Raw genomic sequence first — 23,704 nt, forward strand, 5'->3', positions numbered from 1 at the left:
CGCCCAGGCCGCGCCCGAAAAGCCCACAAGCAAAAGCGCCGCACCGCAGGAAACAAACCGTCTTCCCATTCTCTTCCTCCCTGGCGCGAACATGGCCCCCAAACCCCAGCCGTCGCGCAAACCGGGGAGGCTTCTTGGGCAGGAGCCGGTTCCTGCCGGTTGTCGTCTCGGCCCGCGGTTCCGGTCCGGGCCGCAGGGGCGAACCCGACAGGCGGACCGGGCATGCAGGAGCCGGAGGGCGCCGAAAGCGGCGCCGGTTCGCTGCCCGGCAAGGCGACGACCGGCGGTCCGCGCGCCGCCCATGGCGCATCATCCCCGGCCCGGCGCATCCCGGATGCAACGATAGCGGCATGTCTTGCGACAATATCGTCAGCCGGACCTGGCATCCGCGGCCGGGCAGGGCGGCCGAGCCGGGGCATGCGGGCATCCGCTTCATGGCGCAGGCAGAGGGAGAAGCGTGCCGTCTGTCGCCGGCCGGGGCGGATCTGCGCGGTGGCAGGGATGGGCGCCGGCCGGCTTGCAGCGCCTTGCGCATCCGCATCCAGACGAGGCCGGTCGGCGCTGGGGAAGGGTCCGGGTGCCCCGAGATGGCCGTGGTGCGGCGGCATTCCGGGCAGCGGCTGGCGAAGCACGCCGTCAGGGCGTCCACCTGGCGGCCCTGCACAGCCCGGCAGCGCGGCGCGCATTCGGGCCGCGCCTCGAAGGCCCTGGGGAAACGGGCACGCACATCCGGCGCCGCCCCGCCGTCACCCAAGAACCGGCGGAACCCGGCGCGCGGCAGGCGCCGCCGCCGCCGGGCCGGCGGCGGGGTCGTCACCGCGCCGATGCCGCCGTCGACCAGCACCCGGCCGGCGGCCTCGCGCCGTCCCGCCTTGGGGGGAGCAGGGTTATCCATACCCTTTCATAGCCCCTGCGGCGATTCGCCTCAACCGGACTGGCCAGAAATGCATACCAAAGGATCATGGGTGGCGTTTTAGTAGACATGGATGAACAATCCGTGCCTGGCTGTCCCTCTGCGCAGCAAAAGGCCCCGCCGGGCGATTGCGCCGGCGGGGCCGAAAAGGAAGCTCCGGGATGCTTCCGGCCTTATTCCCGGTTGCCCAGGAATTGCAGCAGGAACATGAACAGGTTCAGGAAGTCCAGGTACAGCTGCAGCGCACCCATGATCGCGGCCTTGCCCAGGAAGTCGCGGTCCGAGTTGGCCAGTTGCAGATAGGTGTTCTTGATGTTCTGCGTGTCGAAGGCGGTCAGCCCGGCAAAGATCAGCACGCCGATCGCCGAGATGGCGAATTGCATCGCGCCCGATTTCAGGAAGATGTTCACGATCGAGGCGACGATCAGCCCGATCAGGCCCATCATCAGGAAGGTGCCCATCCCCGACAGGTCGCGCTTGGTCGTGTAGCCGTAAAGCGACAGGCCGGCGAAGGCGATGGCGGTGATCAGGAAGGTCTGGATGATCGAGAAGCTCGTATAGGCGGCGAAGATCCAGCTGATCGAGATGCCCATCACCGCGGCGAAGGCATAGAACAGCGTGGTCGCGCCCTGCACCGACAGCCGGTTCAGCGCGGCGCCGAAGGCAAAGACCATGACCAGCGGCGCGAACATCACCACCCATTTCAGCGGCGACAGATACAGCGTCTTGCCGAACTCGGTCAGGTAGTGGCCATTGCCGAGCGCCCATTGCGTCGGCGTGTCGGAAAGCGCCAGGCCCGCCATGCCCCAGGCGGCGCCGGCCGTCACCAGCATGCCCACGGCCATCAGGCCATAGACCTTGTTCATATAGGCGCGCAGGCCCTCATCCACGGCAGCCGAGCGCGTCGCGGTCCCGGCCGTGCGGATCGAATTGTAGTCTTGCATAGGTTCTCCCCGGTCGAAAATCGCGGTGCGGCCCGCATGGCCGACCATCCACGCAGATATTGGCAAAGCACGCCGGTTTTTCAATGCAGAACCGGCGGTTTTGGCCCTGGCTGACGAAAATTTCAGATGCTAACGATCACCTTTCCGGTCGAGCGCCGGCTGGCCAGCAGGTCATAGCCCTCGGCCAGCCGGTCGAGCGGCAGGGTGGCGCCGACATGCGGGCGCAGGCGGCCCTGTTCGTAAAGCGCGAACAGCGCGGCGATGTCCTGGCGCAGCAGTCCGGGATCGAGCTTGCGATAGCCGCCCCAGTAAAAGCCGTGGATGGCGATGTTCTTGACCAGCGCGTGGTTGAGCGGCAGGGCCGGGGGCTTGCCGCCGGCAAAGCCGATCACCAGGAAGCGGCCGCCGGGGCGCAGGGCGCCGAAGGCCGCCTCGCCGGGCGCATCGCCCACGGGATCGTAGACCACGTCGACGCCGCCCAGTTCGCGCAGGGCGGCGCGCAGGTCGGGGCAGGTCTCGCTGTCGATGCAATCCGTGGCCCCCGCCGCCCGCGCCACCGCCAGCTTGTCGGCCCCGCGCGCCACCGCGATCACCCGTGCGCCCAGGGCGGCGCCGATCTCGACCGCGGTCAGCCCGACCCCGCCCGCGGCCCCCAGCACGGCCAGGGTCTCGCCCGCGCGCAGGCCCGCGCGCAGCGTCAGGGCGAAGTGGCTGGTGCCATAGGCGATCAGGAAACCCGCCGCCTCGTCATAGCTCATGGCGTCGGGGATCGGGTGGCAGCTTTCGGCGGGAAACAGGTTGGCCTCGGCCATGGTGCCCTGGCCTTGCACGACGACGCGGGTGCCGGGCGCCAGCGCCACGCCTTCGCCCGCCGCCAGCACCTCGCCCGCGCCCTCGAGTCCGGGGATGAAGGGCAGGGGCGGCGTCTCCTGATACTGTCCCTTGGTCATCAGCAGATCGGCGAAATTCAGGGCGGCCGCGCGCAGGCCCACCAGCACCTCGCCCGGACCGGGCGCGGCCAGCGACAGCCTGCCCGCGACGGGAGAGCCGGCCATTTTGTTGATTTGCATCATTTTCCAGGTCGTATTCATGATTCCTCCCACCGCTTTCCGCCTGCCTCCGGCCCGGCTTTTTCCCATGTTTCCGGGGGGTTCGGCCAGAGGCTTTCGGTGCCCGCAACCGATTGTCTTTTTGGACAAGTGGCCATTATCGACCTCGAAAATTGCGCCGTTCTGATGTAGCGCCCGTTTAGATTGAGTGAGGTGTTACCATGAAACATAACGTGGATGTCCATGTCGGAAAGCGGATCCGCCATCGTCGATGGATGATCGGCATGACCCAGCAGCAGCTGGCCGAAAAGGTCGGGATCAAGTTCCAGCAGATCCAGAAATACGAGACCGGGATGAACCGGGTCTCGGCCTCGCGGCTTTGGGACATCGCGCGGGCGGTGGACGTGCCGATCAGCTTCTTCTTCGAAGGGCTCGAGGACGGCCAGGTCCAGAACTCGGTCGAGGGCGACATCCTGGCCGACAAGGAGGCGCTGCAGCTGGTGCGGGCCTATTACGCCATGCCCGAGGCGCAGCGGCGCCAGATCTTCGAACTGGCCCGCGTGCTGTCGGACGCGGCCTGATCCGAACCCGCCGCGTTCCGGGGCTTTCGCTTGCGGGATACTGCGGCTAAACCTGCGCCCGAAGCATATCCGCGGGGGCAGGTCATGACGAGCGCGAACAAGACCAATCCTGTCGAAGACGCCGAACGGATCGTCGCCGTGGCGCATCGCCTTGCCGATGCCGCGCGGGCCGAGACGCTGAGCCTGTTTCGCAGCCCGGCATTGCGGCCCGACAACAAGGCCGCGACCGGCTTCGACCCGGTTACGGAAGCCGACCGGGCCAGCGAACGCGCCATGCGCGCCATCCTGGCCGCCGAGCGGCCCGAGGACGCGATCCTGGGCGAGGAATACGGCGCCCAGGCCGGGCGAAGCGGCCTGACCTGGGTGCTGGACCCGATCGACGGCACCCGCGCCTTCATGGCCGGGGCGCCGAGCTGGGGCGTGCTGATCGGGCTCAGCGATGCGCGGGGCCCGATCTACGGCATCGTGGACCAGCCGCATCTGGACGAGCGGTTCGAGGGCGGGCTGGGCCATGCCCGGCTGATCTCGGGCCGCGGCACCGTGCCCTTGCGGGCGCGCCGCGGCGTCGCGCTGGCCCAGGCGACGCTGATGACCACCTATCCCGAGGTCGGCGACCCCGCGGAACATGCCGCCTTTTCCCGCGTCGCGGCGCGGGCGCGGCTGGTGCGTTACGGGCTCGACTGCTATGCCTATGCGCTGCTGGCCGCCGGCCATGTCGACCTGGTGATCGAGGCCGGGCTGCAACCCTATGACGTGGCCGCGCCCATCGCGGTGATCCAGGCCGCGGGCGGGGTCGTCACCGACTGGCAGGGCGGGCCGGCGCATGGCGGCGGCACCATCCTGGCCGCGGGTTCACAAGAATTACATGCCGAGGCGTTAGCCCTGCTCAAGGGCGATTGAGGCCCCGGCGCGGGCCCCCTATGGTGCCCCGACCGACTTTCCCGACCGCCATCCTCGTCGCAAGACCCGAACCCCGAGGAGCCAGCCGATGACCGAGCCGCGCGAAACCGACACGGATGCCCCCGAAGCCGATTTCCAGCTGAGCCGGCAGGACATCGACGCGATCAACAAGGCCGTGGACGACGGCGACGGCCCGGCGCTGGACGCCGCGCTCGAGCCGATGCACGCCGCCGACATCGCCGACCTGATCGAGCAGCTGACGCCGGCGCGCCGGCGCGAGTTCCTGCATCTCTATTCCGGCGAGATCGACGGCGAGATCCTGTCCGAGATCGACGAATCCATCCGCGACGAGGTCATCGAGCAGCTGCCGCACGAGGTGGTGGCCGAGGCCGTACGCGAGATGGACAGCGACGACGTCGTCGACCTGATCGAGGACATGGGCGCGCCCGAGCAGCAGGCCATCCTGGCCGCGCTGGACGAATCCGACCGCGCCGCCGTCGAACGCTCGCTGACCTGGCCGGAATATTCCGCCGGCCGCCTGATGCAGTCCGAGGTGGTGACGGCCCCCGAGCATTGGAGCGTGGGCGAGACCATCGACTTCCTGCGCGCCGAGGAATGGCTGCCCGACCAGTTCTATCACGTCGTGCTGGTCGACCCGCGCCGCCACCCCACCGGCTATGTCACCCTGGGCAAGCTGCTGGCCTCGCGCCGGCACGTGCTGCTGGGCGACATCCGCGAGGACAGCTTCCGCACCATCTCGGCCCGCCAGGACGAGGGCGACGTGGCGCATGCCTTCAACAAGTATCACCTGATCTCGGCCCCGGTGGTCGATGACGACGACCGGCTGGTCGGGGTCATCACCATCGACGACGCCATGTCGGTGCTGGACGAGGAACACGAGGAGGACATCCTGCGCCTGGCCGGCGTCGGCGAGGACAGCGCGATTTCCGACACGGTGGTCGAGACCATGCGCCAGCGCGTGCCCTGGCTTGCGGTGAACATCCTGACCGCGCTGGTCTCGGCCTCGGTCATCGCGTTCTTCGAGGACGCCATCGCCCGGCTGGTGGCGCTGGCGGTGCTGATGCCGATCGTCGCCTCGATGGGCGGCAATGCCGCGACCCAGACCCTGACCGTCGCCGTGCGCGGCCTGGCCACCAAAAGCCTGACCCGCACCAATGCGCTGCGCATCGTGCGCCGCGAACTGGCGGTGGGCCTGGGCAACGGGCTGCTGTTCGGCCTGGCGCTGGCGGGCGTCACCTATGTCTGGTTCCGCGATCCCAAGCTCAGCCTGGTGATCGCCATGGCCATGGTGGTGAACCTGTTCGTCGCCGCGCTGGGGGGCATCCTGATCCCGCTGGGGCTGGAAAAGGCGGGGGCCGATCCGGCGCTGGCCTCGGGGACTTTCGTGACCACCGTGACCGATGTGGTGGGCTTCTTCACCTTCCTCGGCCTTGCCGCGGTGATCCTGCTGTGAGCGCGGACCCGGCACTCAAGCACGCGCTGCGCCAGGCGGCGCTGGCGGCGCGGGCCGGGGGCGGCGACAATGCCGCGCTGACGCGCCACCTGGTCGCGGCGCTGGCGCCCCATCGCGGCAAGGTGCTGGCCGGCTATTGGCCGATGCGGGGCGAGGCCGATCCGCGCCCGGCCATGGCGGCCCATGACGGGCCGGTCTGCCTGCCGGTGGTGATCGGCCCCGCCCGGCCGCTGGAGTTCCGCGCCCATGGCGACCGGCTGGAGCCGGGCCGCTTCGGCACCCTTCATCCCCCCGCCGATTCGCCGCTGCTGCGCCCGGATGTGCTGATCGTGCCCCTGGCCGGGTTCGACCGGGCCGGGCACCGGCTGGGCTATGGCGGCGGTTTCTACGACCGCACGCTGGCCCGGCTGCGCGCCGAGGGGGCGGTGGTCGCCATCGGGCTGGCCTATGCGGCGCAAGAGATTCGCGCCATCCCCGCCGAGGCGACCGACCAGCCCCTGGACCTGATCGTGACCGACCGGGGCGTCATCCTGCCGCAGCCGGAAAAATCGCAGGACGCGAGTGCGGGAACGAAATTGCAACCCTGACGCCTTGCGGCTGGGGATAAGCCTGTGGAAACCGGGTGAGCGGCTGCAAGGAACCCTGCCAGATCGCTTGGCTTTTCGCCGCCGGCCGCGACGAGGCAGTTGTTAACAGTGCATTTGCAGCGAATCTCATGGCGTCCCAAGGGTCGGGATCGGCGGCGAAGTCCAGCAAAAATTTTGATTGAAATGCGTGCTGTCTCGGTTCAATTTGTGGCCCAGGCTTTCGGCGCCACCAGATCTTGTGTCTTTTTCGACAAGTGATCCGGTCCGGCGGCGGGGGCGAAGATCAGGAAAAATGCTTCGGGGTGCCGTGCGATCCGGCCGCCTGGGCCCGTGCCTTGGCGCGGGTGGCGGCGGTCGGCATGCGGCCTTGTTGCGGATGACGGGGGACAGTCAGGATGCGGATCGAACGGCGCTTCACCACGGTCGAGAGCGGGGCTTACGGCGCGCTTTCCTTTACCACCACCAGCAGCGAGATCCGCAACCCGGACGGCACCGTCGTCTTTCGCAACGACGCGGTCGAGGTGCCCCAGGGCTGGAGCCAGGTCGCCTCGGACGTGATCGCGCAGAAATATTTCCGCAAGGCCGGCGTGCCGGCGCGGCTCAAGCGCGTCAAGGAAAAGGGCGTGCCCGAGTTCCTGTGGCGCTCGGTCCCCGACGAGGCGGCGCTGGCGGCTCTGCCCGAGGAGGTGCGCTTTGGCGGCGAGAGCAGCGCGCGGCAGGTCTTCGACCGCATGGCCGGCGCCTGGGCCTATTGGGGCTGGAAGGGCGGGTATTTTTCCAACGAAGAAGACGCCCGCGCCTATTACGACGAGATGCGCTACATGCTGGCCAGCCAGATGGGGGCGCCGAACAGCCCGCAATGGTTCAACACCGGCCTGCATTGGGCCTATGGCATCGACGGCCCCGGCCAGGGCCATTTCTATGTCGACTACAAGACCGGCAAGCTGGTCCGGTCGGACAGCGCCTATGAACATCCCCAGCCGCATGCCTGCTTCATCCAGTCCGTCGCCGACGACCTGGTGAACGAGGGCGGCATCATGGACCTGTGGGTCCGCGAGGCGCGGCTTTTCAAATACGGCTCGGGCACGGGCACCAATTTTTCGTCCCTTCGTGGGGAGGGCGAGAAACTGTCGGGCGGCGGGAAATCTTCGGGGCTCATGGGCTTCCTGAAGATCGGAGACCGCGCAGCCGGCGCGATCAAGTCGGGCGGAACGACCCGGCGCGCGGCAAAGATGGTGATCTGCGACATGGATCACCCCGACATCGAGCAGTTCATCAACTGGAAGGTCATCGAAGAACAGAAGGTCGCCTCGCTGGTGGCGGGTTCGAAGATGCATGAGCGCGAGCTGAATGCCATCTTCGCCGCCATCCGCGCATGGGACGGCAGCGCCGAAGACGCCACCGATCCCGCCCGGAACGCCGCGCTGAAGGCGGCGATCCGCGGGGCGAAGCGCGTGATGATCCCGGAGACCTATATCAACCGGGTTCTTCAATATGCCCGCCAGGGCTTTGATTCCATTGAGTTCCCGACCTATGATACCGATTGGGACTCGGAAGCCTATGTCTCGGTCTCGGGGCAGAACTCGAACAACTCGGTGCGGGTGACGGATGCCTTCCTGCGCGCCGTGCGCGACGACCTGCCCTGGGAGCTGGTGCGGCGCACCGACGGGCGGGTGACGAAGACCGTCTCGGCGCGCGAGCTGTGGCAGCAGATCGGCCATGCCGCCTGGGCCTGCGCCGATCCGGGCATCCAGTTCCACGACACCATCAATGCCTGGCACACCTGCCCCGAGGACGGGCCGATCCGCGCCTCGAACCCGTGCAGCGAATACATGTTCCTGGACGACACCGCCTGCAACCTGGCCTCGATGAACCTGCTGGGCTTCTGGCAGGACGGCGAGTTCGACGCCGACGGCTATGTCCATGCCTGCCGGCTGTGGACGGTGACGCTGGAAATCTCGGTGATGATGGCGCAGTTCCCCAGCCGCGAGATCGCGCAGCGCAGCTATGACTTCCGCACGCTGGGGCTGGGCTATGCCAATATCGGCGGGCTTCTGATGAACATGGGGCTGGGCTATGACAGCGAGCAGGGCCGGGCGCTGTGCGGCGCGCTGAGCGCGATCATGACCGGCGTCTCCTATGCCACCTCGGCCGAGATGGCGGCGGAGCTGGGGCCGTTCCCCGGCTATGGCAAGAACGCCGGGCACATGCTGCGGGTGATCCGCAACCATCGCGCGGCGGCTTACGGGACCGGCGCCTATCAGGGCGTGAACGTGGCCCTGGTGGAGCTGGACGCCGCGAATTGCCCCGACCCGCGGCTGGTGGCCCTGGCGCAGGGCGCCTGGGACGAGGCGCTGACCCTGGGCGAGGAGCACGGCTATCGCAACGCCCAGGCGACGGTGATCGCGCCCACCGGCACCATCGGGCTGGTGATGGATTGCGACACCACCGGCATCGAGCCGGATTTCGCGCTGGTGAAGTTCAAGAAGCTGGCCGGCGGCGGCTATTTCAAGATCATCAACCGCTCGGTTCCCGCGGCGCTTGAGGCGCTGGGTTACGGCTCGGCCCAGATCGAGGAGATCATCGCCTATGCCGTGGGCCATGCGAGCCTGGGCAATTGCCCTGGCATCAACCATGCCAGCCTGGTCGGCCACGGCTTCGGCCCGCGCGAGCTGGAAAAGATCGACGCGGCGCTGGCATCGGCCTTCGACATCCGCTTCGTCTTCAACCAGTGGACGCTGGGCGAGGCCTTCTGCCGCGAGACGCTGGGCATCCCGGCCGACAGGCTGAACGACCCGAGCTTCGACCTGCTGCGGCACCTGGGCTTCACGCGGGCGCAGATCGAGGCCGCCAACGACCATGTCTGCGGCACCATGACGCTGGAGGGCGCGCCGCATCTGAAGCCGGAACATTACCCGGTCTTCGACTGCGCCAATGCCTGCGGCAAGAAGGGCACCCGCTACCTGTCGGTGGACAGCCATATCCGCATGATGGCGGCGGCGCAGAGCTTCATCTCGGGCGCGATCTCCAAGACCATCAACATGCCCAACGGCGCAAGCATCGCCGATGCGCTCGCCGCCTATGAGCTGAGCTGGTCGCTGGGCATCAAGGCGAATGCGCTTTATCGCGACGGCTCGAAACTGTCGCAGCCGCTGGCCTCGGCGCTGGTCGAGGACGACGAGGAGGCCGAGGAGATCCTGGCCAGCGGCAGCTTGCAGGAAAAGGCCGTGGTCATCGCCGAGAAGGTGGTCGAGAAGATCATCGTCAAGGAAGCCGTGCGCAGCCATCGCGAAAAGCTGCCGCAGCGCCGCAAGGGCTATACCCAGAAGGCGATCATCGGCGGGCACAAGGTCTATCTGCGCACCGGCGAATATGACGACGGCAAGCTGGGCGAGATCTTCATCGACATGCACAAGGAAGGCGCGGGCTTCCGGGCGATGATGAACAATTTCGCCATCGCCGTGTCCGTGGGCCTGCAATACGGCGTGCCGCTGGAGGAATTCGTCGATGCCTTCACCTTCACCCGCTTCGAGCCGGCGGGGATGGTCCAGGGCAATGACAGCATCAAGAACGCGACCTCGATCCTCGACTATGTGTTCCGCGAACTGGCCGTGTCCTATCTGGACCGCACCGACCTGGCGCATGTGAAGCCGCAGGGCGCGCGCTTCGACGACCTTGGCGGCGGCGAGGCCGAGAGCCAGCCCAATGTCGCCCCGGTCAGCGAGGGCGCCTCGCGCTCGCTCGAGATGCTCAAGCAGATCAGCTCGACCGGCTATCTGCGCAAGCGCCTGCCGCAGGATCTGGTGGCGCTGCAATCCGGGGTCTCGGTTGCCGCGGTGGCGACGGCCGAGGGGGCCGCGGCTGCGGTGGGCGTCGTCGCCATGGATGCGCGCACCAAGGCGCGGATGCAGGGCTACGAGGGCGATCCCTGCGGCGAATGCGGCAATTACACGCTGGTGCGCAACGGCACCTGCATGAAGTGCAACACCTGCGGCGCGACCAGCGGTTGCAGCTGAGGCGATCGGGGTCCGGGCGCGGAAACGGCGGCCGGACCCTGGCCAGGACGAAAGGCAGGACATGGAACTGATCGTCGGCACCAGGCGCATCGCCGCCGCCGCCATCCATCCGATCCCCGGCGGGGTCGAGGCCGAGTTGCGGGGCGACGCGGTCCTGCCCTTGCTGGACGCGACCTTTCACGGCGCCGGCCGGGTCGAGATCCTGGGCGGCGGCATGGACCGCCGACCGATGGACGTGGCCGGCATCGAGATGCGCGGCGCCTCGACCCTGGTCACGCTGCTTTGCGCGGGCGAGGCGGCGGCGCTGCACTGAAGGATCATCGCTGCGATGAAACCTGTTCCGCGTCCTTTGGCCGCGGAACTTTTTTATGCTCAGGCGCTTGCGCCCGGCATTGCCTGCAAGTCACGATCAGTTCATCCTTTGCGAGCGTGGTTCATTTGCAACGGGCTCGAAAATCCCCTTGAACATGAGCATATTGCCAGGAGACCGGGTAGCGCCGCCCCGGCATGGAAGGAGACAATCCAGATGAACAGACCCTCTTCCCGCCATTTCCTGACCGCTTCGGGGCTTGCGCTGCTGATGGCCCTGACGCCGGCCGTCGCGCAAGAGCCGGCGACGCCCGGCGCCGATGCCGCGCAGGAGGCCGCGAACAGCAACCAGCCGCTGACCGCACCCGACAGCCAGGCCCGCCAGCAGCAGGTCATGCCCGAAAGCTTTGCCGACCTGGTCGAGAAGGTCAGCCCGGCTGTCGTCAACATCACCACCACCTCGACCGTCTCGACGCCGCTGGTGCGCGGGCCGCAACTGCCCGAGGGCAGCCCGTTCAGCGACCTGTTCCGCGAATTCGGCTTTCCGGGATTCCCGCCGGGCGAGGGCAATCCCTTCCAGCGCGGGCCGCAGCAGCGCGAGCAGCGCTCGAACGCGCTGGGGTCGGGCTTCGTGATCTCGCCCGACGGGCTGATCGTGACCAACAACCATGTCATCGACGGCGCCGACGCGATCGAGGTCGAGTTCTTTTCGGGCAAGCGGCTGCCCGCCAAGGTGATCGGCAAGGACGACAAGACCGACATCGCCGTGCTGAAGGTGGAAAGCAGCGACGCCTTGCCCTTCGTCAAGTTCGGCGACAGCGACCGGGCGCGGGTGGGCGACTGGGTTCTGGCGCTCGGCAACCCGCTGGGGCAGGGCTTCTCGGCCTCGACCGGGATCGTCTCGGCCCGCAACCGGGCGCTTTCGGGCACCTATGACGATTTCATCCAGACCGATGCGGCGATCAACCGCGGCAACTCGGGCGGGCCGCTGTTCAACATGGACGGCGAAGTGATCGGGGTGAACACCGCGATCCTGTCGCCCAACGGCGGCTCGATCGGCATCGGCTTCTCGATGGCCTCGAACGTGGTCAGCAAGGTGGTCGAGCAGCTCGAGGAATATGGCGAGACCCGGCGCGGCTGGCTGGGCGTCAAGATCCAGCCGGTGACCGACGACATCGCCGAATCGCTGGGCCTGGCCGAGGCCAAGGGTGCCATGGTCACGGATGTCCCCGCCGGCCCCGCCGCCGATGCCGGGATGAAGGCGGGCGACGTGATCACCCGCTTTGCCGGCGGCGCGGTCGAGGATCCGCGCGACCTGGTGCGCCGGGTGGCCGATGCGCCGGTGGGCGAGGCGGTCGAGGTCGTGGTCCAGCGCGACGGCGAGCCGGTCGAGCTGAAGGTGACGCTGGGCCGGCGCGAGCTGGCCGAGGGCACCGGCGGCGGCAAGGTGGACAGCGCCGAGGAATCGGCCAGCGACCTGATGGGCATGACGCTGGCGCCGCTGACGCCCGAGATCGCCGCCGAACTGGGGGTGTCGCGCGACATGCAGGGGCTGGTGGTGCAATCGGTCGAACCGACCGGGGCCGCCGCCGACAAGGGGCTGGCCGCGGGCGATGTCATCACCGAGGCCGGCCAGCAGCCGGTCGCCACGCTGGCCGACCTGGAGACGCGCATCAAGGAGGCGCGCGATGCCGGGCGCAAGTCGATCCTGGTCATGGTGCGCCGCGCCGGCGAGCCGCGCTTCGTCGCCCTGCCGGTGGGATGAGCGCATGAAAAAGGGCCGGGGATGACCCGGCCCGTCCTTTGGTCGGGGCGCCCTGCGGCGCCCCGTTTTCGTTGCGGCTTACTGCTGCTGCGGCGCCGCGGCCGGGGCGGCTGCGGGCGCCGGGGCCGGGGCCGGCGCGGCGGCGAGGCCCTTGTTCGCCTCGGCCAGCGCGTTCATGCCGGCGGTGAAGCCGGTCAGCGACAGCGGCAGCTTGACCATCTGCTCCTGCGGCGCGCCGAAGGGCAAAAGCGACAGGGTTGCGGCCTTGCCGCGCTTCAGCGGGCCCAGGTCGGATTCGGCCAGGCCCACGCGCGACACGCAGCCGACCTGCGCGCAGAGCAGGAAGGGATAGCGCGATTCCTTGCCGGCATCGACTTGCAGCCCCACCCCGGCCTGGAGGTCGGTCTCCAGGGGCGCGATGAAGGTGATGACGGCCTGGACCTCGCCGGTCATCGGGATGACCGAAGCCTCCGCCACCGGCGAATCCTTGTCGTCCCTGAGCAGCTGGTAAAGCTCGCAGGGATCCTTGCCGTCCTGCGTCTTCATGCAGCGCAGCGTCCAGTCGCCATGGGTCGCCCTGGCATAGGGCTGGCCGACCTGCGGCTCGCCATTGCCGGCGGCCTCGGCGGCAGGCGCTTCGGCGGCGGGCGCTTCAGCGGCGGGTGCCTCTGCTGCGGGGGTTTCGGCGGCGGGCGCTTCGGTGGCGGCCTCGGCTGCGGGGGCTTCGGCCGCAGGGGCCTCGGCTGCCGGCTGGGCCGGGGTCTGGGTGCTTGCGTCCTGCGCCATCACGCCGGCGGCGCTGCCAGCCAGCGCAACAAGGGCGGCAACCAGTGCCGCGGATGTCCTGTTGACCATGTTCTCTTCCTTTGGTCCATGCATCGGCCCCGGTCCTAACATGGGCATCGCGCCTTGTCAGGGCGGATCGCATCGCGCGGCGTCACCTTTGCGTTGGCATGGATGCGGGACGCCGCAAACACAAGGATCCGGGGCGCGCAAGACCGCTGCCCCGGATCCCATGGCTTACCTTCCCTGCCGGACTGGCCGGTCATCATTGCGCGGAAGGCTAGATGCAGCGGGACAGGCCATCAACTGTCCTAAAGGTCAAATATGACATCGCCGCGACGCATGCGCCATCTGACCGCATCGCAGGCAGCCTGGGCGAAAAAATGCCGCGCCCGAAGGCGCGGCAGTCCAACAGGGAGGAAGCCGGCCATCCGCCGATGCGGGGTCCGGCAAGGAACAGACTGGCACAAAATCCTTGCGATTGTATTGTCCTTTCGTCCTAGCCTTGCGCTTTTTTGCCGATCCGTGGAGGAAACATGACAGGCATCGTCGATCTGGACGCCGGAACCGTCTTCGTGGGCGGCGGCGGCCCCGGCCACGCCCAGCCGCAAAACCTGCTGCTGAAATATGCCAATCGCCACGGGCTGATCGCCGGCGCGACCGGAACCGGCAAGACGGTGACGCTGCAAACCCTGGCCGAATCGTTTTCCCGCGCCGGCGTGCCGGTGTTCATGGCGGATGTGAAGGGCGACCTGGCCGGCATCGCCCGGCCCGGCGATCCGAACGGCAAGCTGCATGGCCCCTTCCAGGCCCGCAGCGAAACCATCGGCATGGCGCTGGACTACCAGGATTTCCCCGTCACCTTCTGGGACATCTGGGGCGAACGCGGCCACCCGGTCCGCACCACCCCGGCCGAGATGGGCCCCCTGCTTCTGTCGCGGCTGCTGGGGCTGACCGACGCGCAGGAGGGGGTGATGAACATCGCCTTCCGCGTCGCCGACGAGCAGGGGCTGGCGCTGCTGGACATGAAGGACTTGCAGGCCATGCTGGTCTGGGTCGGCCAGAACGCCAAGGACCTGTCGCTGAAATACGGCAATGTCTCGACCGCCTCGGTCGGTGCGATCCAGCGCGCGCTGATGGTGCTGGAGAACGAGGGCGGCGCCCGGCTGTTCGGCGAGCCGGCGCTGGAACTGGCCGACATGATGCGGCTGGATGCCTCGGGCAAGGGCATGGTCAATATCCTGTCGGCCGAGCGGCTAATGAATGCGCCGCGGCTTTATGCCACCTTCTTGCTGTGGCTGATGTCCGAGCTTTTCGAGCAATTGCCCGAGGTGGGCGACCCGGACAAGCCGCGCATCGCCTTCTTCTTCGACGAGGCGCATCTGCTGTTCGACGACGCGCCGCCGGCGCTGGTGGACAAGATCGAGCAGGTGGCGCGTCTGATCCGCTCCAAGGGCGTCAGCCTGTGGTTCATCAGCCAGAACCCGGCCGACCTGCCGGATGCGGTGCTGGGGCAATTGGGCAACCGGGTCCAGCACGCGCTGCGCGCCTTCACCGCCAAGGACCAGAAGGCGCTGCGGCTGGCGGCGCAGAACTATCGCCCGAACCCCGATTTCGACACCGCCGAGGCGATCCAGGCCGTCGGCACCGGCGAGGCGGTTACATCCCTGCTGGAGGCCAAGGGCGTGCCGGGCATCGTGCAGCGCACCCTGATTCGCCCGCCGCTGTCCCAGCTTGGCCCGATTTCGGATGCCGAGCGGGCGGCGATCAACGCGGCCTCGCCCATGGCGCTGAAATACGGCCGGGCGCTGGACCGCGAATCGGCGGCCGAAATCCTGGCCAAGCGGGCCGAGGCGGCGGCCGCGGACAGCGCCGGGGCAGGGGCCAAGGGGGCGGACGACGACCTGTGGCAGATGGACCGCGAATATACCCGCGCGCGCCGCTATGACCCCGGCCTGCGGGTTCCGGCCGAGCCCAAGCCGCGCGCGCGCAGTTCGAACAGCGATTCGATCGCCGTGACCTTCGGCAAGAGCCTGGCCCGGCAACTGGGCACCAGGACCGGGCAGGCGCTGGTGCGCGGCGTGCTGGGTTCCTTGTTCAGGGGCAAGTGACCCGGCTCGGCACCGGGCGGGGCGCGGCCTCGGCCGTCTCGGCCAGGATCGCGATCAGCAGCATGACGTGGCGGTGCATGTCGTAGCCGGCCTGGCCGCTGCGGCGGATCAGGTCAAGCCGCTCTTCTTCGGCCAGAAGCCGCGGCAGGGCGATGCCCGCGGGCGGCGGCGCGTCGCATTTCAGCACCCGGCGCCGGTCGCGCCGGCGGCTCCAGCCCGCCAGCCCGGCCCTGGCGGCGCGCACCAGCAGGCGCGGGCGGCGCAGAGGCGACTGGCCCAGGCGCGGCTGAAAGGCGATCACATTGCTCATCATCGTCATGGCGGTTTCCTCTGCCGGTCGAATCCGGTGGAATTATTTGCAACCTTGGGATGTGTTGCGCCGCCCGCCCGTGCTGCGCGCGCCGCAGCAAGGAATCGTTAGGAATTCTTAGCAAATACTGCCGCACCCCGCCGTGGTCCCGCTGTGCCGGACCGGGGCGGAGATACAACCCATCGGCGAGCCTCTGCCCGCTCGTCTGCAGGAAGCGAAGGAATGACCATGACGATTTTGACGGGAGATTTCGCGCCGGACGCCCTGATTGCCGCCCTGCCGGCCGGCGTCGAGCCCACGGACGGCAATCCGCCCGAAACCGCGCTTGTCCCGCAGGCCGAGGACGGCGATCTCAAGCTTTACCTGCGCCATGTCGAGGGCGGGGAAACGATCCGCTCGCTGGCCCGCGAAACGGGCTGCCACGCCTCGACCATCCTGCGCCGCATCCGCCGATTCGAGGCGCGGCGCGACGACCCGCTGGTCGATCGCGCGGTCGAGCGGGCGGCAGAAAAGGGTAGGGGCAGCGGGGCAAGCCCGGCCGATCCGGGGCAGGCGGGCAGCAGGCAGATCACCCGCATCCTGCGCCGCCTGGCCGAGCCGGGGGCGCAGATGGTGGTGGCCGACGGCATGGAAAAGGCCATCGTCGTGCGCGACGACATCCGCACCGCCATCCTGGACCGCGAATTGGCCGAGCATATGGCCATGCGGGCCTGGGTGCATCTGCTGGGGCAGGGCAGGATCAACCGCTATGCCATCTCGGCCCAGGGGCGCGAGGCGCTGCGGGCGATGCTGGCCGCCCGGCGCGGCGGCGCCCTGCCGCGGGTCGAGGATTTCGTCCTTGCCGCCCCGGTCATGCCCCCGGTGCAGGGCTGCGCCGAGGATGCCGCCGCCTTCAGCCATGCCGACCGGCACCGGCAATGGGACGAGCGCGAGATCACCGACCCCGAGGATGGCCGCCGCCGCCGCGCCCGCGTCAATATCGCCGAAAGCCCGCTGCTGATGCTGGCGCGGCGGCGCGAGCCGGACGGGCGGCCCTTCCTGGCCGCCGAACTGGTCGCGGCCGGCGAACGGCTGCGCGAGGATTTCGAGCTGGCGCAGATGGGGCCGCGCGTCACGCAGAACTGGGACCGCTTCCTGACGGCCGGCGTCGATGTCTCGCGCGTCTCGGCCGGCCATGGCGGCGGCTCGGAAGGGGCGCGCAACCGCGTCGCCGCCGCGCTGCGCGAGCTTGGCCCCGGCATGGGCGACCTGTGCCTGCGGGTCTGCTGCTTCCTGGAGGGCATCGAAATGACCGAGCGGCGGCTGGGCTGGTCGGCGCGCTCGGGCAAGATCGTGCTGCGCCTGGGCCTGATGCGGCTGGAACGCCATTATCGCGAAACCTACGGCTCGGGCGCGCCGCTGATCGGGTGACGCCGGGGCAGGCCAAGGGGGAACGGCCATGAAAAAGGGCGCCCTGCGGCGCCCTTTTCGCATCGTCCCTGGCCCTGGCCCTGGATCAGGCCGCGGCCTTGGCCGGATTGGCGCGCAGCCAGTCCAGCACCGCCTCGGGCGCGGTGGCGCCATAGGGATCCTCGGGGCAGTCGTCCATCCGGCCGGGCTCTTCGAACCAGGCCTGGACGCGGCCGTCCTCGACGATGGCGGCATAGCGCCAGCTGCGGGCGCCGAAGCCCAGGTTGTCCTTGCGCACCAGCATGCCGACCTTTTCGGTGAAGGCGCCCGAGCCGTCCGGGATCACCTTGACGTTCTTCAGGTTCTGCGCCTTGGCCCATTGGTTCATCACGAAGCTGTCGTTGACCGACATGCAATAGATCGCGTCGATGCCCAGATCGGCCATCTCGTCCGCCGCCTTCTCGAAGCCCGGCAGCTGATAGGTCGAGCAGGTGGGCGTGAAGGCGCCGGGCAGCGAGAACAGCACCACGCGCTTGCCCTTGAAGTAATCCGCGGTGGTCATCGCCTGCCAGCGATAGGGATTGTCCCCGCCCACGGATTCGTCGCGCACGCGGGTCTGGAAGGTCACTTCGGGAAGCAGATCGCCTTGTTTCATCATTCGTCCTTTCATCATCCGCTCCTCCCTTGGCCGATGCCGCGCCGCAGCATCGAGGGGCATAGATGCACCCTGCATTGGCGTTGATCAAGACCCGAAAAACCCGTAAGTTCGGCTGACTCCCAGCAAAGGATGCCGATATGGCGGACATGCCCCCGGTTCTGCGCCACCCCGAGAAAGCCCATCGCCCCGACCAGCCCCAGCCCAAGAAGCCGGACTGGATCCGCGTGAAGGCGCCGACCAGCCAGGGCTACAAGGACACCCGCGACATCCTGCGCAACAACCGCCTGTCCACGGTCTGCGAAGAGGCCGGTTGCCCGAACGTCGGCGAATGCTGGAGCCAGGGCCACGCCACCATGATGATCATGGGCGAGATCTGCACCCGCGGCTGTTCCTTCTGCAACGTGATGACCGGCAAGCCGAATGCGCTCGACGTGTTCGAGCCGGGCCGCGTCGCCCATGCCGTGCAGAAGCTGGGGCTGAAGCATGTGGTCATCACCTCGGTCGACCGCGACGACCTGGACGACGGCGGGGCCGAGCATTTCGCCCAGACCATCCGCGCCATCCGCCACCGCTCGCCCGGCTCGACCATCGAGGTGCTGACGCCCGACTTCCTGAAGTCCAAGCCCGGCGCGCTGGAGGCGGTGGTCGAGGCCCGGCCCGACGTGTTCAACCACAACCTGGAAACCGTGCCCGGCCTTTATCCGACGGTCCGGCCCGGCGCGCGCTATTTCCACAGCCTGCGGCTGTTGCAGCGGGTCAAGGAACTGGACCCCAGCATGTTCACCAAGTCCGGCATCATGGTCGGCCTGGGCGAGGATCGCCAGGGCGTCCTGCAGGTCATGGACGACATGCGCGCCGCGGACGTGGATTTCATCACCATCGGGCAATATCTGCAGCCGACGCCCAAGCATCACCGGGTGGACCGCTTCGTCACCCCCGAGGAGTTCAAGGGCTACGAGAAAGCCGCCTATGGCAAGGGCTTCCTGATGGTCTCGGCCACGCCGCTGACGCGTTCCTCCTACCACGCCGGCGACGACTTCGCGCAGCTGCGCGAGGCGCGGCTGGCAAAGCTTGGCCAGGCCTAAGTCGGGGCTTGCAAAACGCTGCGTTGCGCCTTAGGCGGAGCGCAGAGACGGCCTTGATGCCGGGCGGCGGATGTCCATGTTCCGAATGCCCGCCGGGGGGGAAGCATCGCCCCTTGCGCAGGGCGATGCCGTTTCGCCGGGCCAGGCCGGCCTGGACAAGGGCGCCACGGGGGTGTGGCGGAATGGTAGACGCGCCTGACTCAAAATCAGGTTTCGCAAGAAGTGTCGGTTCGAGTCCGACCACCCCTACCAGCGCCCTTTTCGGCCTTCGCTTCCGTCCCGTCTCGGTCGGGCTGTGCCGCATCCTCACCACCCCATCATGCCCCCTGCGGCATGTCCTTTGGTTGCATCGAGGCTTCGCCTGACGGAGCGGCGGGCCGGCCAGTATCCTGCCCCCGTGCCCGGCTTTCGCCCCGACAGGTCTCGCACGTTCGGCCATCCATGCGCAGATTTCCGCAGGCAGGTTCCCGGCTCCCCGTGAAGCTGGGCTCGCGCGCCGTCGCATGGCCGGAGACTTGGCTGCCGGCCGCCGCCACGCGCAAAGTGAGGCCAAGGCGGTCAAGGCGCTGAGGATGCGGCTTGCGCTGCTGCTGGCAGGATGGTCCTTTGGCTGCGGCGGGACGATCTGACGCTGGATGCGCGGGAAGCGGGCTCTGGGTTGCTCGTGGATGCGAGCGAGATGCTGTCCGGGGCCAGCGATGACCACCCTGATCGCGGCCTCAACTGCTACCTGCCGCCTTGGCCGCCGAAGCGGGCGGGATGGTCCCGGATGCGCCTCTGATCTGGCGCATCAATCCGGGGCGAGTTCGAGGCTCTCTGGCCGCCAAGCGTCCGGCGAAACCCAGCGGGATCTTTTTTCGGGTATGGGGACGAGCATGGAGTAACGCACAACGGAACTCGCCTAAGCGGCTGATAGTCAACCAGAATGTGCGAGTGAATTGGTGGAGCCAAGGGGAGTCGAACCCCTGACCTCTTGAATGCCATTCAAGCGCTCTACCAACTGAGCTATGGCCCCACCGGAGGTCTCGGGCGGCGTCTCCGTCGCCCGTGTGAGGCGTCGTATAGGAGGGGGCGTCGGCGGGTGCAAGCGGAAAAATACAGCCTCGGGGAAAAATTCTCGCGCCGCCGGACAAGCCCTGGAATCAAAGCGGTTTTCCCGGAAAATCTGCGCGCTGCAACCGCGCGCGGGCAGGGCGTGCGACCTTGCCCGGCTGCTGCCTGGCCAAGGCCGCTCGCAGGATCGCCTTCGGCCGCCGCAGCATGGGCGAGTGCTGGCCTCCGCCAGATGGGGCGGCTTCGCGTGTCGGACAAAGGGGCTGCCAAGGCCGCCTGTCTCAGCCCCGGCCGTGCGGTTCCTGCCAGTCGATCAGCGGGTTGATCGGGATGATGCGATGCGGATTTATCGTGGCGTGGCTGTAGTGATAGTGGCGCACGATATGGTCGAAATGCACCGTCTCTGCCACGCCCGGCCATTGGTAAAGCTCGCGCGTCCAGCCCCAGAGGTTCGGATATTCCCGCAGCCAGCGCCGGTTGCATTTGAAATGCGTGTGATAGACCAGGTCGAAGCGCAGCGCGGTGGTGAAAAGCCGCCAATCGGCCTCGGTGATCCGCTCGCCGCAGAGATAGCGATTGCCGGCCAGATGGCCCTCGAGCCAGTCCAGCGTCTCGAACAGCGGGCCGACAGCCTCGTCATAGGCCGCCTGCGTCGTGGCGAATCCGGCCTTGTAGACGCCGTTGTTGACCCGGTCGTAGATGCGCTCGTTCAGCGCGTCGATCCGGTCCAGCAGCCCGGCCGGACAGTAATCGTCGCGGTTGCCGGTCAGCCCGTCGAAGGCCGAGTTGAACATGCGGATGATCTCGGCGCTTTCGTTGCTGACGATGGTCTCCTGCGCCTTGTCCCACAGCACCGGCACCGTCACCCGGCCCGAGGCCCTGGGGTCCACCCTGAGGTAGAGGTCGCGCAGATAGGGCAGGCCGTGCAGCCGGTCCCCGGTCGCGCCGGGGAAATCGGTGGCAAAGGTCCAGCCCTCGGACAGCATGTCGGGATGGACGGCCGAGACGCCGATATGCGCGGCAAGCCCCTTGAGCGCGCGAAAGATCAGCGTGCGATGCGCCCAGGGGCAGGCATAGGAGACATAGAGGTGATAGCGCCCGCTTTCGGCGGCAAAGCCGCCCGTGCCGCTGGGTCCGGGACTGCCGTCCGCGGTGATCCAGTTGCGATAGGCCGTCACGCTGCGCTGGAAGCGCCCGCCGCTGCTTTCGGTGTCATACCATTCGTCCTGCCAGGTGCCGTCGATCAACTGGCCCATGCTGCCCCTCGCGCGTTTCCGTCCGGCCCCCAGCATAGCCGAGCGGGCAGGGCGGGCAACCGCCCGGTTCAGTCGCGCAGCTGCGCCCGCGCCCAGCCGGCGATCGAGGCGGCGTCCATGGCGCCCGATTGCCGCGCCACCTCGCGCCCGCCGCGATAGAGCAGCAGCGTCGGGATGCCGCGGATGCCCAGGGTGGTGGCGACCTGCGGCTCGGCCTCGGAGTTCAGCTTGATGAGCCGCATCTCGGGCTCCAGCATGCCGGCGGCGCGGGCGAACTCGGGCGCCATCATCCGGCAGGGGCCGCACCAGGGCGCCCAGACATCGACCAGCACCGGGATCGAGTTGCGGTCGATCTGGCGCCGGAACATCGCCCCGTCCACATCGGCGGGATGGGCAGAGAACAGCGCCGCGCGGCATTTGCCGCAGCGTGCCTCGCGCGCGTCGCGTTGGGGCGGCAGGCGGTTGGTCGCGCCGCAGGCGGTGCAGACGATCTGGCGGTCGGCGTCGGACATGGTCAACCTCGGGGTTCCGGGGGCTGTCCCAGATATATTCGCAGGCGCGTATATAAACAAGGCCCGGCCCCTGCCGGACCCTATCCGCCCCGCAAAAGCCGCGCCGCGTCGCCGTAACAGGCCAGCCCGGTTTCCTGCGCCGGGCTGGCATCCGGCCCCAGGTCGCGCCGCAGCCGGCAGACGGCCTCGTGCTGGCTCAGGAACACCTGGCCGGACAGGTGGCGCAGGAAATCGCTGCGCCGCAGCCGGTCCATGACCGGCCCCTTGACCTCGGACAGATGCAGGCGGATCCCGCCCTCGGCCAGGCGGCGGTTGATTTCCTCCAAGCTTTCCAGGGCGCTGGCGTCGATGTCGTTGACGGCAGGGCACATCAGCACGACATGGCGCAGGCGCGGCCGGTCGGCGACCAGCGCGGCGATGCGGTCCTCGAGAAAGCGGGAATTGGCGAAATACAGGCTTTCGTCGACGCGCAGCGACAGGATCTCGGGCCAGACCAGCACGCGGTGGCGGTCGACGTTGCGGAAATGCTCGGTCCCCGGCACCTGGCCCACGACGGCGGAATGTGGCCGCGAGCTGCGGTAAAGCTGCATGACCAGCGACAGCAGCACCCCGGCGCTGATCCCCGGCTCGACCCCGACCAGCAGCGTGACCAGGATGGTCGCCGCCATGGCCAGGAAATCGCGCGGCGAATAGTCCAGCACCCGGCGGATGGCGCGGAAATCGACCAGCGACAGCACCGCCAGGATGATGGTCGCCGCCAGCACCGCCTGCGGCAGGTCCGCCAGCAGCGGCGTCAGGAACAGCGCCGCCAGCGCGATGCCGATGGCGGTGAATACCCCCGCCGCCGGGGTCTGCGCGCCGGCGTCGTAATTCACCACCGAGCGTGCAAAGCCGCCCGTGACCGGATAGCCGCCGCCCAGCCCGGCGGCGATATTGGCCGCGCCCAGGCCGATCAGCTCCTGGTCCGGGGCGATCCGCTCGCGCCGCCGTGCCGCCAGCGTCTGCCCGACCGAGACCGATTCGACGAAGCCCACGACCGAGATCAGCAGCGCCGCCGGCGCCAGCGCCGCCAGCAATTCAAGCGACGGGATGGGCAGCGACAGCCCCGGCAGGCCCTGCGGGATGGCGCCGACCAGCGCCACGCCGCGCCCGCCCAGGTCCAGCGCCTTGGCCAGGGCGATGGCGGCGGCGATGGCCAGGATCGGCGCCGCGCGGGCCAGCATGTCGGCCAGCCAGCCGGGCAGGCCGGCCCGCACCAGCCCATGCCGGCCCCAGCGCCGCGCCGCGTAAAGGAAGGCCAGCGACCCGGCGCCGATGGCCAGCGTCCAGGGATTGGTCCGGGGCAGGCCGGCGAAAAGCGCGGGCAGGATCTCGGGCAGGGTCGAGCCGCCGCCGCCCACGCCCAGCAGATGCCGGATCTGCCCGGCCGCGATCAGGATGCCCGAGGCGGTGATGAAGCCCGACATCACCGGGTGGCTGAGGAAATTCGCCAGGAACCCCAGCCGGAAGATGCCCGCCGCCACCAGCATCGCGCCCGAAAGCAGCGCCAGCGCGACGGCGGCGGTCAGCGCATCGGCCAGCCCCGCCTGCACCACCGGCCCGATGGCCGAGGCGGTCATCAGCGAGACCACCGCCACCGGCCCGACCGCCAGCACCCGCGAGGTGCCGAAAACCGCATAGGCGACCAGCGGCAGGATCGAGGCGTAAAGCCCGACCTCGGGCGGCAGGTTGGCCAGCATGGCATAGGCCAGGCTCTGCGGGATCAGCATGATGGTGACGATCACCGCGGCCAGCAGGTCGGCGCTCAGCACCGCCCCGCCATAGCCGCGCGCCCATTGCAGCATGGGCAGGCGGTGGATCAGATGCATCTGCGGCGAAGCCCCTGCCCGATTTTGACCATTGCGATTCCGGCGGCCATTGTTGCGGTGAAGAGGACGGGTTCGGGGCGGATGAGGCCGATGGCGGGGATGGCGCCGCCGGGGCAGAAGCCCGACAGCCCCCAGCCCAGG

19 protein-coding genes and 2 tRNA genes are annotated in these 23,704 nt (G+C 68.6%); 11 read left to right on the forward strand and 10 right to left on the reverse strand.

Going from position 1 to position 23,704, the window contains the following annotated elements; genetic code table 11:
* Nucleotides 1-1,086 precede the first annotated feature (1,086 nt).
* Both IT40_RS22785 and IT40_RS22790 read right to left on the reverse strand, forming a co-directional pair.
* Nucleotides 1,087-1,857 (reverse strand): Bax inhibitor-1/YccA family protein, encoded by a 771-nt coding sequence (locus IT40_RS22785; protein WP_036760057.1) that lies wholly within the window; start codon nucleotides 1,855-1,857, stop codon nucleotides 1,087-1,089.
* Between the two features lie 122 nt (nucleotides 1,858-1,979).
* Nucleotides 1,980-2,948 carry an NADPH:quinone oxidoreductase family protein gene (locus tag IT40_RS22790; protein WP_036760035.1) on the reverse strand — a complete coding sequence of 323 codons (969 nt, stop codon included), beginning with the start codon at nucleotides 2,946-2,948 and terminating at the stop codon, nucleotides 1,980-1,982.
* A 179-nt stretch (nucleotides 2,949-3,127) separates the two neighbouring features.
* On the opposite strand from IT40_RS22790, the gene IT40_RS22795 reads away from it, so the two are divergent.
* The 7 genes from IT40_RS22795 to IT40_RS22825 all read left to right on the forward strand — a co-directional run bounded on the left by IT40_RS22795 (nucleotide 3,128) and on the right by IT40_RS22825 (nucleotide 12,538).
* Complete coding sequence (locus tag IT40_RS22795; RefSeq protein ID WP_024844684.1) at nucleotides 3,128-3,487, forward strand: helix-turn-helix domain-containing protein; 360 nt, start codon at nucleotides 3,128-3,130, stop codon at nucleotides 3,485-3,487.
* Nucleotides 3,488-3,571: 84 nt separating this feature from the next.
* Nucleotides 3,572-4,387, forward strand: a complete 816-nt coding sequence (hisN, locus tag IT40_RS22800) for a histidinol-phosphatase (protein WP_036760037.1) — start codon at nucleotides 3,572-3,574, stop codon at nucleotides 4,385-4,387.
* Nucleotides 4,388-4,475: 88 nt separating this feature from the next.
* Nucleotides 4,476-5,861 carry a magnesium transporter gene (mgtE, locus tag IT40_RS22805; RefSeq protein ID WP_036760038.1) on the forward strand — a complete coding sequence of 462 codons (1,386 nt, stop codon included), beginning with the start codon at nucleotides 4,476-4,478 and terminating at the stop codon, nucleotides 5,859-5,861.
* Nucleotides 5,858-6,448 (forward strand): 5-formyltetrahydrofolate cyclo-ligase, encoded by a 591-nt coding sequence (locus IT40_RS22810; RefSeq protein WP_036760039.1) that lies wholly within the window; start codon nucleotides 5,858-5,860, stop codon nucleotides 6,446-6,448. The genes mgtE and IT40_RS22810 overlap by 4 nt, the downstream gene beginning before the upstream one ends.
* Before the next feature lie 395 nt (nucleotides 6,449-6,843).
* On the forward strand, nucleotides 6,844-10,464 hold the full coding sequence (locus IT40_RS22815) for a vitamin B12-dependent ribonucleotide reductase (protein ID WP_036760040.1): 3,621 nt from the start codon (nucleotides 6,844-6,846) through the stop codon (nucleotides 10,462-10,464).
* A gap of 61 nt (nucleotides 10,465-10,525) precedes the next feature.
* Entirely contained in the window at nucleotides 10,526-10,777 is a 252-nt protein-coding gene (locus IT40_RS22820; RefSeq protein WP_036760042.1) for a hypothetical protein, read from the forward strand.
* Nucleotides 10,778-10,990: 213 nt separating this feature from the next.
* Nucleotides 10,991-12,538: a DegQ family serine endoprotease gene (locus IT40_RS22825; RefSeq protein WP_036760044.1), complete on the forward strand. Its 1,548-nt coding sequence runs from the start codon at nucleotides 10,991-10,993 to the stop codon at nucleotides 12,536-12,538.
* 78 nt (nucleotides 12,539-12,616) lie between these two features.
* Here the strand turns inward: IT40_RS22825 and IT40_RS22830 are convergent, their stop codons facing one another.
* Nucleotides 12,617-13,393: an invasion associated locus B family protein gene (locus IT40_RS22830; protein ID WP_243700309.1), complete on the reverse strand. Its 777-nt coding sequence runs from the start codon at nucleotides 13,391-13,393 to the stop codon at nucleotides 12,617-12,619.
* A gap of 464 nt (nucleotides 13,394-13,857) precedes the next feature.
* Between IT40_RS22830 and IT40_RS22835 the strand changes: the two genes are divergently transcribed.
* Nucleotides 13,858-15,432 (forward strand): helicase HerA-like domain-containing protein, encoded by a 1,575-nt coding sequence (locus tag IT40_RS22835; RefSeq protein ID WP_036760046.1) that lies wholly within the window; start codon nucleotides 13,858-13,860, stop codon nucleotides 15,430-15,432.
* On the opposite strand, the gene IT40_RS22840 is transcribed toward IT40_RS22835, so the two are convergent.
* Nucleotides 15,419-15,751, reverse strand: coding sequence for a DUF6477 family protein (locus IT40_RS22840; protein ID WP_036760047.1), 333 nt, complete (start codon nucleotides 15,749-15,751; stop codon nucleotides 15,419-15,421). The two genes, IT40_RS22835 and IT40_RS22840, sit on opposite strands and share 14 nt — an antisense overlap.
* 213 nt (nucleotides 15,752-15,964) lie before the next feature.
* Here IT40_RS22840 and IT40_RS22845 point away from each other — a divergent pair, with 213 nt between their 5' ends.
* Nucleotides 15,965-17,152, forward strand: coding sequence for a DUF6456 domain-containing protein (locus tag IT40_RS22845; RefSeq protein ID WP_084197389.1), 1,188 nt, complete (start codon nucleotides 15,965-15,967; stop codon nucleotides 17,150-17,152).
* A gap of 85 nt (nucleotides 17,153-17,237) precedes the next feature.
* Here the strand turns inward: IT40_RS22845 and IT40_RS22850 are convergent, their stop codons facing one another.
* Nucleotides 17,238-17,786, reverse strand: coding sequence for a peroxiredoxin (locus tag IT40_RS22850; RefSeq protein WP_036760060.1), 549 nt, complete (start codon nucleotides 17,784-17,786; stop codon nucleotides 17,238-17,240).
* Nucleotides 17,787-17,926: 140 nt separating this feature from the next.
* On the opposite strand from IT40_RS22850, the gene lipA reads away from it, so the two are divergent.
* A complete protein-coding gene (gene lipA, locus IT40_RS22855; RefSeq protein ID WP_036760049.1) occupies nucleotides 17,927-18,874 on the forward strand; it encodes a lipoyl synthase in 948 nt (315 codons plus the stop codon).
* 168 nt (nucleotides 18,875-19,042) lie between these two features.
* A tRNA-Leu gene (locus IT40_RS22860) sits at nucleotides 19,043-19,126 on the forward strand.
* A gap of 687 nt (nucleotides 19,127-19,813) precedes the next feature.
* Here IT40_RS22860 and IT40_RS22865 read toward each other — a convergent pair.
* From IT40_RS22865 to IT40_RS30680, 5 genes are all read right to left on the reverse strand, one after another.
* Nucleotides 19,814-19,889 (reverse strand) — tRNA-Ala (locus IT40_RS22865).
* A 319-nt stretch (nucleotides 19,890-20,208) separates the two neighbouring features.
* Nucleotides 20,209-21,183, reverse strand: a complete 975-nt coding sequence (locus IT40_RS22870) for a glutathione S-transferase family protein (protein ID WP_036760051.1) — start codon at nucleotides 21,181-21,183, stop codon at nucleotides 20,209-20,211.
* A gap of 68 nt (nucleotides 21,184-21,251) precedes the next feature.
* Nucleotides 21,252-21,695, reverse strand: a complete 444-nt coding sequence (gene trxC / locus IT40_RS22875; RefSeq protein ID WP_036760052.1) for a thioredoxin TrxC — start codon at nucleotides 21,693-21,695, stop codon at nucleotides 21,252-21,254.
* A gap of 80 nt (nucleotides 21,696-21,775) precedes the next feature.
* Nucleotides 21,776-23,563, reverse strand: coding sequence for a SulP family inorganic anion transporter (locus IT40_RS22880; protein WP_052096241.1), 1,788 nt, complete (start codon nucleotides 23,561-23,563; stop codon nucleotides 21,776-21,778).
* Entirely contained in the window at nucleotides 23,554-23,703 is a 150-nt protein-coding gene (locus tag IT40_RS30680) for a DUF6691 family protein (RefSeq protein WP_341860341.1), read from the reverse strand. Before IT40_RS30680 ends, IT40_RS22880 begins: the two co-directional genes overlap by 10 nt.
* Between the last annotated feature and the right edge of the window lies 1 nt (nucleotide 23,704).

Origin of the sequence: Paracoccus versutus (assembly GCF_000763885.1) — a bacterium.
GTDB lineage: Bacteria > Pseudomonadota > Alphaproteobacteria > Rhodobacterales > Rhodobacteraceae > Paracoccus > Paracoccus versutus.

Excerpts from the sequence above, each read along its gene's own strand:
- IT40_RS22820 (WP_036760042.1), top strand. The coding sequence starts at position 10,526 with ATGGAACTGATCGTCGGCACCAGGCGCATCGCCGCCGCCGCCATCCAT.
- IT40_RS22790 (WP_036760035.1), bottom strand. The coding sequence starts at position 2,948 with ATGAATACGACCTGGAAAATGATGCAAATCAACAAAATGGCCGGCTCT.
- IT40_RS22785 (WP_036760057.1), bottom strand. The coding sequence starts at position 1,857 with ATGCAAGACTACAATTCGATCCGCACGGCCGGGACCGCGACGCGCTCG.
- trxC (WP_036760052.1), bottom strand. The coding sequence starts at position 21,695 with ATGTCCGACGCCGACCGCCAGATCGTCTGCACCGCCTGCGGCGCGACC.
- IT40_RS22850 (WP_036760060.1), bottom strand. The coding sequence starts at position 17,786 with ATGAAACAAGGCGATCTGCTTCCCGAAGTGACCTTCCAGACCCGCGTG.
- IT40_RS22880 (WP_052096241.1), bottom strand. The coding sequence starts at position 23,563 with ATGCATCTGATCCACCGCCTGCCCATGCTGCAATGGGCGCGCGGCTAT.
- IT40_RS22830 (WP_243700309.1), bottom strand. The coding sequence starts at position 13,393 with ATGGTCAACAGGACATCCGCGGCACTGGTTGCCGCCCTTGTTGCGCTG.
- IT40_RS22795 (WP_024844684.1), top strand. The coding sequence starts at position 3,128 with ATGAAACATAACGTGGATGTCCATGTCGGAAAGCGGATCCGCCATCGT.
- mgtE (WP_036760038.1), top strand. The coding sequence starts at position 4,476 with ATGACCGAGCCGCGCGAAACCGACACGGATGCCCCCGAAGCCGATTTC.
- hisN (WP_036760037.1), top strand. The coding sequence starts at position 3,572 with ATGACGAGCGCGAACAAGACCAATCCTGTCGAAGACGCCGAACGGATC.
- IT40_RS22825 (WP_036760044.1), top strand. The coding sequence starts at position 10,991 with ATGAACAGACCCTCTTCCCGCCATTTCCTGACCGCTTCGGGGCTTGCG.
- lipA (WP_036760049.1), top strand. The coding sequence starts at position 17,927 with ATGGCGGACATGCCCCCGGTTCTGCGCCACCCCGAGAAAGCCCATCGC.
- IT40_RS22845 (WP_084197389.1), top strand. The coding sequence starts at position 15,965 with ATGACCATGACGATTTTGACGGGAGATTTCGCGCCGGACGCCCTGATT.
- IT40_RS22840 (WP_036760047.1), bottom strand. The coding sequence starts at position 15,751 with ATGACGATGATGAGCAATGTGATCGCCTTTCAGCCGCGCCTGGGCCAG.
- IT40_RS22815 (WP_036760040.1), top strand. The coding sequence starts at position 6,844 with ATGCGGATCGAACGGCGCTTCACCACGGTCGAGAGCGGGGCTTACGGC.
- IT40_RS22835 (WP_036760046.1), top strand. The coding sequence starts at position 13,858 with ATGACAGGCATCGTCGATCTGGACGCCGGAACCGTCTTCGTGGGCGGC.
- IT40_RS22870 (WP_036760051.1), bottom strand. The coding sequence starts at position 21,183 with ATGGGCCAGTTGATCGACGGCACCTGGCAGGACGAATGGTATGACACC.